Genomic DNA, 6,493 nt, shown 5'->3' with positions numbered 1-6,493 from the left:
TCCAGGTCGCGCTGTCCCGGGACCCCGACGGGCGATTTCCCCGCTGCGGGAGCTTCGCGCTGGCCCTGGGCGGCGGTGGTGCGGCGGCCGAGCGGGCCGTGGCCCCCACCCTCGCCGCGCGACGCAGCCCGCCCGCCGCGGTGCCGTCGGTCACTCCCGCCCCGGCACGGCGCGCGCCGCGGTGGGGACTGCTGGCCGGTTGCGCGGCCGCCGGCCTGATCGCCGGAGCGGGGGTTCTGGGCGCACTGAGCCCGGAGGACGACTCGATGGCCGGGCCGGTCCAGACCAGCATCCAAACCAGCACCGTGACGAGCGTGTCAACGAGTGTCTCGACCAGCATCTCGACCAGCGTGCCGCCGCCGTCGACCACGACACTGGTTCCCCCACCGCGCACCGAGACGCAGACCGAGACGGTGACGGCGACGCCGCAGACCACTGCGTCGGGCACCCGGTGGCCCACGGCACCTGCGGGGTCACCGGCATCGAACTCCAGCGCGGGCTGGTCCGGCACGGGTTTGGACCCGGCGATCATCCCGTTGTTCGGCTGGGAGCAGTGCGTCCACAACTACGACGCCGCCCGGTGTTTCGATGCGGCGCGGGAAGCCGCCGGCGCCCCGCCCGGCTCACCCCCGCCGCTGACTCCCGCCGGCACCTGGGCGGTGCCCGCGTGGATGAAGTACGGCGAGTACCGGGCCGCCGTAGGTCCCACGGGAAGCTGCCTGTGGAACGGCTACGACGTGCGCGGAAGGCTGGTGGACTCCGGATTCTTCACGCGTTCCTCTGCGCGCCCGACCGCGGTGGTCACGCCGCCGATGACGACGTTTCAGACCTTCGGCTGCACGCCGTGGTTCCTGGTCGGCCCGCTGGGGCAACTGCGCTGAGACGCCCCGCACGGTGCCCGCCGTTGGCGTTTCACGCCGGGCCGGGCAGAATTCCCGCCATGAGCGCCGCTAAAGTCACCATCACCTCGCTGACCGACGGCCCCCTGGAGGTCGCAGGTGAGGTCGAGATCCTGGCCGCCGACGGCACCCTGGTCAAGGAGACCAGCAAGTGCTACCTGTGCCGCTGCGGCTACTCGGCCAAGAAACCCTTCTGTGACGGATCGCACAAGCGCGAGGGCTTCACCGCGCCCTGAGCCTTCGCCCGGAGAGAAACCCCGGCCCAAGCCGGCCGCCTGATCCGTCGTCGGTACCCCCGAGGTCTAAACTGGGCTCTGGAGAGAACTTGCTCGGTGAGGGGATTGCCATGGGATCGAATCAGACCGTGCGCCGGCTCGCGCTGCTCGTCGGCGGAACTGCGCTCGTCGCCATGGCGACGGTGACGGCGGGTTGCGGCACGACCACCAAGGAAACCCCGACCAGCACGCCCACCTCGACCACCAGTGCGCCCGCGCCGAGTCCCACCGAGAAGGCAGTCGGACCGGGCGACAACAACTCGTTCTCCCCGACGGTCAATCCGGTCCCGCCGGGTTCGGTATGCAAGCAGATCGTCAACGGCGTGTGCATGCGCTGACCCATCGGGAGCGTGGAGGTGGACATGACTGACCGCAACGGTGCCGCGGGGGCCACAGCGGCTGTCGCAGTGGCCGCGATCCTGCTGGGCGCGGCCCCGGTTGCACTCGCCGCGCCCGACACCTCCCCCACCTGGAACGGCTGGTACCGGATCACGTTTCACACCGACCAGAAGACGGGCACCAGTACCGCCGCGCAACAGAGCGAGACGCCCTACACGGCGTGGTACGAGTTCAGCACCGACTGCTCCTCGGGCACCTGTGTCGCCACCGCGAACGACGGCCCCACGCCCAAGGACAACGTGCCCCAGGCGACGTCGTTCGAGTGGACCGGGTCGCAGTGGTCGCGGTCGAACTCGTGGCGGTGGGACTGCCAACTCGGCGACGGAACGGTGACCTTCGACCCGGCGAAGTCGGTGACCACCTACGCTCCGCAGGCCGACGGATCCCTGACGGGCACCTTCGCCACCAACATCGGCAGCGGCGCCTGCCAGGGAACGGTCTACATCCCGCTGACCGCCGCCCCGGCCACCCCCGGCTCCTAGCCGGACCCGCTCCGGTCAAGCCGGTTCAACGCGGCCCGCAGGTCCGGGTCCAGTTCGCCGGGGTTGAGTGCGGCGAACGCCAGCAGCTCGTCGATCATCGCCGGCGTCCAGAACGACCGCAGGTGTGCGGCGACCTTCGCCGCGGCCCGCTCGGGCGGCAGCGCGGCATTGTTGCGGACAATCTGCTCGCCCATCCGGATCAGGTTCTCGATCTGCACGGCTAGCGGCTGCCGCCGGCCCCGACGGTCGCCGTCTCCCGCGTCTCGCCGGGACCGGCCAGTCGCGGGGTCACCTCCACGGCGGTCACCTTGTACTCCGGACAGTTGGTGGCCCAGTCGGAGTACTCGGTGGTGACCACGTTCGCCCCGCTGTCGGGGTGGTGGAAGGTGGTGTAGACCACCCCGGGCGGGACGCGGTCGGAGATGTGGGCGCGCATCACCGTCGACCCGACCCGGCTGGCCAGCGTCACCCACGAGCCGTCGGTGATCCCGCGGGTCTCCGCGTCGGACTCGTGGATGTCGAGGACGTCTTCGGTGTGCCAGGCCAGATTGGGGGTGCGGCGGGTCTGCGCGCCGACGTTGTACTGGCTGAGGATCCGGCCGGTGGTCAGCAGCAGCGGGTAGCGCCGGGTGCTGCGCTCATCAGTCGGCACATAAGGCGTCACCTGGAAGGCGCCCTGGCCGCGGACGAAGGACCCGACGTGCATCACCGGAGTGCCCAGCGGCTGTTCGGCGTTGCAGGGCCACTGCACGCTGCCGACCTCGTCGAGCAGTTCGAAGGAGACTCCGGCGAACGTCGGCGTCAGGGCGGCGATCTCGGCCATGATCTCCGCGGCCGCGTTGTAGTGCATCGGGTAGCCCAGCGCGGTGCTCAGCTCGCAGGCGACCTCCCACTCCTGGCGGCCGGTGCGGGTCTTCATCACCGGACGCACCCGGTTGATACGCCGCTCGGCGTTGGTGAATGTGCCGTCCTTCTCCAAAAACGACGTGCCGGGCAGGAAGACGTGGGCATAACGCGCGGTCTCGTTGAGGAACAGGTCCTGGACGATCACCAGCTCCATCGACTCCAGGGCGCGCTCGACGTGGTGGGTGTTGGGGTCGGACTGCGCGACGTCCTCACCCTGGACGAACAGTGCCTGGAACTGCCCGCTGACCGCGGCGTCGAACATGTTCGGTATCCGCATTCCCGGTTCGGGCCGCAGTGCTGCGCCCCACAGGGCCTCGAACTGCTCGCGCACGACGGTGTCGGAGACGTGGCGGTAGCCGGAGAACTCGTGCGGGAACGATCCCATGTCGCAGGACCCCTGCACGTTGTTCTGGCCGCGCAGCGGGTTGACCCCGACGCCCTCGCGCCCGATGTTGCCGGTGACCATGGCCAGGTTGGCCATCGCCATCACCATGGTGGATCCCTGGCTGTGTTCGGTGACGCCCAGCCCGTAGTAGATGGCAGAGTTCGGCCCGGCGGCGTAGAGCCGCGCGGCCGCCCGGATCTGTTCGGCCGGCACGCCGGAAACCTGTTCGACGGTCTCCGGGCTGTTCTCCGCAAGGCGGATGAACTGCTCCCATTCGCGGTACAGCGTGGGATCGCAGCGCTGCGCGACGAAGTCGGCGTCGCCGAGGCCCTCCTGCACGATCACGTGCGCCATCGCGTTGACCACCGCGACGTTGGTGCCGGGCTGTAACTGAAGGTGATGGTCGGCCTCGATGTGCGGCGAGCGCACGAGGTCGATCCGCCGGGGGTCGACGACGATCAGCCGGGCTCCGCGGCGCAGCCGTCTCTTCATCCGCGAGGCGAACACCGGATGCGCGTCGGTCGGGTTGGCGCCGATCACCACGATCACGTCCGCCTTGGCCACCGACTTGAAGTCCTGGGTGCCCGCCGAGGTGCCGAAGGTCTGCTTGAGCCCGTAGCCGGTCGGCGAATGGCACACCCGCGCGCAGGTGTCGACGTTGTTGTTGCCGAACGCCGCCCGCACCATCTTCTGCACCACGAAGACCTCTTCGTTGGTGCAGCGCGAGGAGGTGATGCCGCCGATGCTGTCCACGCCGTGACGGGCCTGGATGTCGCGCAGCCGGTGCGCGGCGAAGCCGATGGCCTCCTCCCAGGACACCTCCCGCCACGGATCGGCGATCGACTCGCGGACCAGCGGGTGCAGCACCCGGTCGGGGTGGGTGGCGTACCCCCAGGCGAAGCGGCCCTTGACGCAGGAGTGCCCCTCGTTGGCCCCGCCGTTCTTGGCGGGCACCATGCGCACCACCTGGTCGCCGCGCAACTCGGCGTTGAACGAGCAGCCGACCCCGCAGTAGGCGCAGGTCGTCAGCACGGTGCGGGTCGGCACGCCCAACTCGATGACCGTCTTCTCCGACAGCGTGGCCGTCGGGCACGCCTGCACGCACGCACCGCACGAGACGCACTCGCTGTCGGCGAAGGCGGTGCCACCGGGGCTGATCTTCGATTCGAATCCGCGGCCGACGACGGTCAGCGCCAGGGTGCCCTGGATCTCGTCGCAGGCCCGCACGCAGCGGCTGCAGACGATGCACTTGGACTCGTCGAAGGCGAAGTAGGGGTTGGTGGTGTCGGTCGGCGCGTCAAGGTGGTTGGCGCCCTCAAAGCCGTACCGCACCTCGCGCAGCCCGACCACCCCGGCCACGTCCTGCAGTTCGCAGTCGCCGTTGGCCGCGCAGGTCAGACAGTCCAGCGGGTGATCGGAGATGTAGAGCTCCATGATGTTGCGCCGCAGCCGCTGCACCCGGGTGCTCTGGGTGTGCACCACCATGCCTGCCTCCACCGGGGTGGTGCACGAGGCCGGTGTGCCCTTCCTGCCGTCGATCTCGACCAGGCAGAGCCGGCACGAGCCGAACGGCTGCAGCGAGTCGGTGGCGCACAGCTTCGGCACGGCCAGGCCGGCCTGGGCCGCGGCGCGCATCACTGAGGTGCCGGTCGGCACGGTGACCGCCACGCCGTCGATCTCCAGCGACACCGTCTGGGCCGAATCGGACCCGGGGGTTCCGAGGTCGGGCTCGTCGAGCAGTGTCATCGCCCCTCCCGATCAGGTCTGTCCGGCTCGAAGTCCTCGGGGAAGTGCCTCAGCGCGCTGCGCACCGGCAGCGGGGTGAGTCCGCCCATCGCGCACAGTGACCCCTCGGTCATCGCCTCGCACAACTCCTCCAGCAACTCCAGGTTACGGTCCCGGTCGATGCCGGCGGTGATGCGGTCGATGACCTCGACGCCGCGGGTGGAGCCGATCCGGCACGGCGTGCACTTGCCGCACGACTCGACCGCGCAGAACTCCATCGCGAAGCGGGCCTGGGCGGCGAGGTCGGCGGTGTCGTCGAACACCACCACCCCGCCGTGGCCGAGCAGACCACCGACGGCGGTGAGGGCCTCGTAGTCCATCACCACGTCGAGGGCCGAGGCCGGCAGGTAGGCGCCCAGCGGGCCGCCGACCTGCACGGCGCGCACCGGCCGACCCGAACGGGTGCCTCCGCCGAAGTCCTCGACCAGCTCGCGCAGGCTCACCCCGAACCCGAGTTCGACGATCCCGCCCCGGGCGATGTTGCCGGCCAACTGGAAGACCTGGGTCCCGCGGGAGCGGTCCACGCCGAGCGCCTGGTAGGCGGCCGGGCCGTCGGTGAGGATCCGCGGCACCGCGGCCAGGGTCAGCACGTTGTGCACCAGGGTGGGCTGACCGAACAGGCCGTGCAGCGCGGGCACCGGCGGTTTGGCGCGCACCATGCCGCGCTTGCCCTCCAGGCTCTCCAGCATGGCGGTTTCCTCGCCGCACACATAGGAGCCGGCGCCCTCGACGACCCGGACGTCGAATTCCCGTCCCGAGCCCAGCACGTCGGCGCCGAGCCAGCCGTCGACCCGGGCGATGTCGATCGCGGTGCGCAGCGTCTGGATCGCGGCGGGGTACTCCGAGCGCACGTAGACCAGTCCGCGGCCGGCGCCCACCGCCAGGCCCGCGATCGCCATGCCCTCCAGCAGGGTGAACGGGTCGCCCTCCAGGAGCATGCGGTCGGCGAACGTGCCGCTGTCACCCTCGTCGGCGTTGCAGCACACATACTTCGGCTCAGCTCCCTCGCCTTGGCCGGCCTCCAGGACGGTGCGCCACTTGATCCCCGCCGGGAAGCCGGCTCCCCCGCGCCCGCGCAGCCCGGAGGCCAGGACGTCGCCGACGACCGCCTCCGGCGGTGAGTCCAACACCTGCCGCAGTGCGGCCAGGCCGCCGCGCTCGCGGTACTCGTCGAGATCGAGCGGATCGGTGATGCCGACCCGGGCGAAGGTGAGCCGCTGCTGGCGGGCCAGCCACGGGATCTGCTCGACCAGACCGTGCCCCAGCGGGTGCGCTCCCCCGGCGAGCAGTCCCGCATCGAGCAGCGACGGCACATCCTCCGGGGCGATCGGGCCATAGCCCACCCGCCGCCCGCGGTGGCGG

The 6,493-nt window shown here is 70.7% G+C and carries 6 protein-coding genes and 1 pseudogene; 4 read left to right on the top strand and 3 right to left on the bottom strand.

Features of this window, described 5'->3' with window-relative positions; all coding sequences use genetic code 11:
• From ACKOB8_RS03515 to ACKOB8_RS03500, 4 genes and pseudogenes are all read left to right on the top strand, one after another.
• Positions 1–881, top strand: a pseudogene (locus ACKOB8_RS03515) (hypothetical protein); the annotation flags it as partial.
• Between the two features lie 59 nt (positions 882–940).
• Positions 941–1,135 (top strand): CDGSH iron-sulfur domain-containing protein, encoded by a 195-nt coding sequence (locus ACKOB8_RS03510; protein ID WP_526250158.1) that lies wholly within the window; start codon positions 941–943, stop codon positions 1,133–1,135.
• 110 nt (positions 1,136–1,245) lie between these two features.
• On the top strand, positions 1,246–1,512 hold the full coding sequence (locus ACKOB8_RS03505) for a hypothetical protein (RefSeq protein WP_526375696.1): 267 nt from the start codon (positions 1,246–1,248) through the stop codon (positions 1,510–1,512).
• 24 nt (positions 1,513–1,536) lie between these two features.
• Entirely contained in the window at positions 1,537–2,055 is a 519-nt protein-coding gene (locus tag ACKOB8_RS03500) for an Rv2253 family sensor-like surface protein (protein ID WP_526375694.1), read from the top strand.
• On the opposite strand, the gene ACKOB8_RS03495 is transcribed toward ACKOB8_RS03500, so the two are convergent.
• The 3 genes from ACKOB8_RS03495 to ACKOB8_RS03485 all read right to left on the bottom strand — a co-directional run.
• Positions 2,052–2,273, bottom strand: a complete 222-nt coding sequence (locus ACKOB8_RS03495) for a formate dehydrogenase subunit delta (RefSeq protein ID WP_526375692.1) — start codon at positions 2,271–2,273, stop codon at positions 2,052–2,054. The two genes, ACKOB8_RS03500 and ACKOB8_RS03495, sit on opposite strands and share 4 nt — an antisense overlap.
• A gap of 2 nt (positions 2,274–2,275) precedes the next feature.
• Positions 2,276–5,092 carry a formate dehydrogenase subunit alpha gene (gene fdhF / locus ACKOB8_RS03490; protein WP_526375690.1) on the bottom strand — a complete coding sequence of 939 codons (2,817 nt, stop codon included), beginning with the start codon at positions 5,090–5,092 and terminating at the stop codon, positions 2,276–2,278.
• Positions 5,089–6,493: NADH-ubiquinone oxidoreductase-F iron-sulfur binding region domain-containing protein (locus ACKOB8_RS03485; RefSeq protein WP_526375688.1), on the bottom strand; the 1,405-nt coding region annotated here is incomplete at its 5' end. The genes ACKOB8_RS03485 and fdhF, both read right to left, overlap by 4 nt.

The organism is Mycobacterium sp., assembly GCF_046091765.1.
In the GTDB taxonomy this organism is placed as follows: Bacteria; Actinomycetota; Actinomycetes; order Mycobacteriales; family Mycobacteriaceae; genus Mycobacterium.
The sequence above is the reverse complement of the archived record's forward strand: the minus strand, read 5'-3'. Positions and strand labels throughout refer to the sequence as shown.

Coding starts and splice junctions, on each gene's coding strand:
- ACKOB8_RS03510 (WP_526250158.1), top strand. CDS start 941: ATGAGCGCCGCTAAAGTCACCATCACCTCGCTGACCGACGGCCCCCTG.
- ACKOB8_RS03500 (WP_526375694.1), top strand. CDS start 1,537: ATGACTGACCGCAACGGTGCCGCGGGGGCCACAGCGGCTGTCGCAGTG.
- ACKOB8_RS03505 (WP_526375696.1), top strand. CDS start 1,246: ATGGGATCGAATCAGACCGTGCGCCGGCTCGCGCTGCTCGTCGGCGGA.
- fdhF (WP_526375690.1), bottom strand. CDS start 5,092: ATGACACTGCTCGACGAGCCCGACCTCGGAACCCCCGGGTCCGATTCG.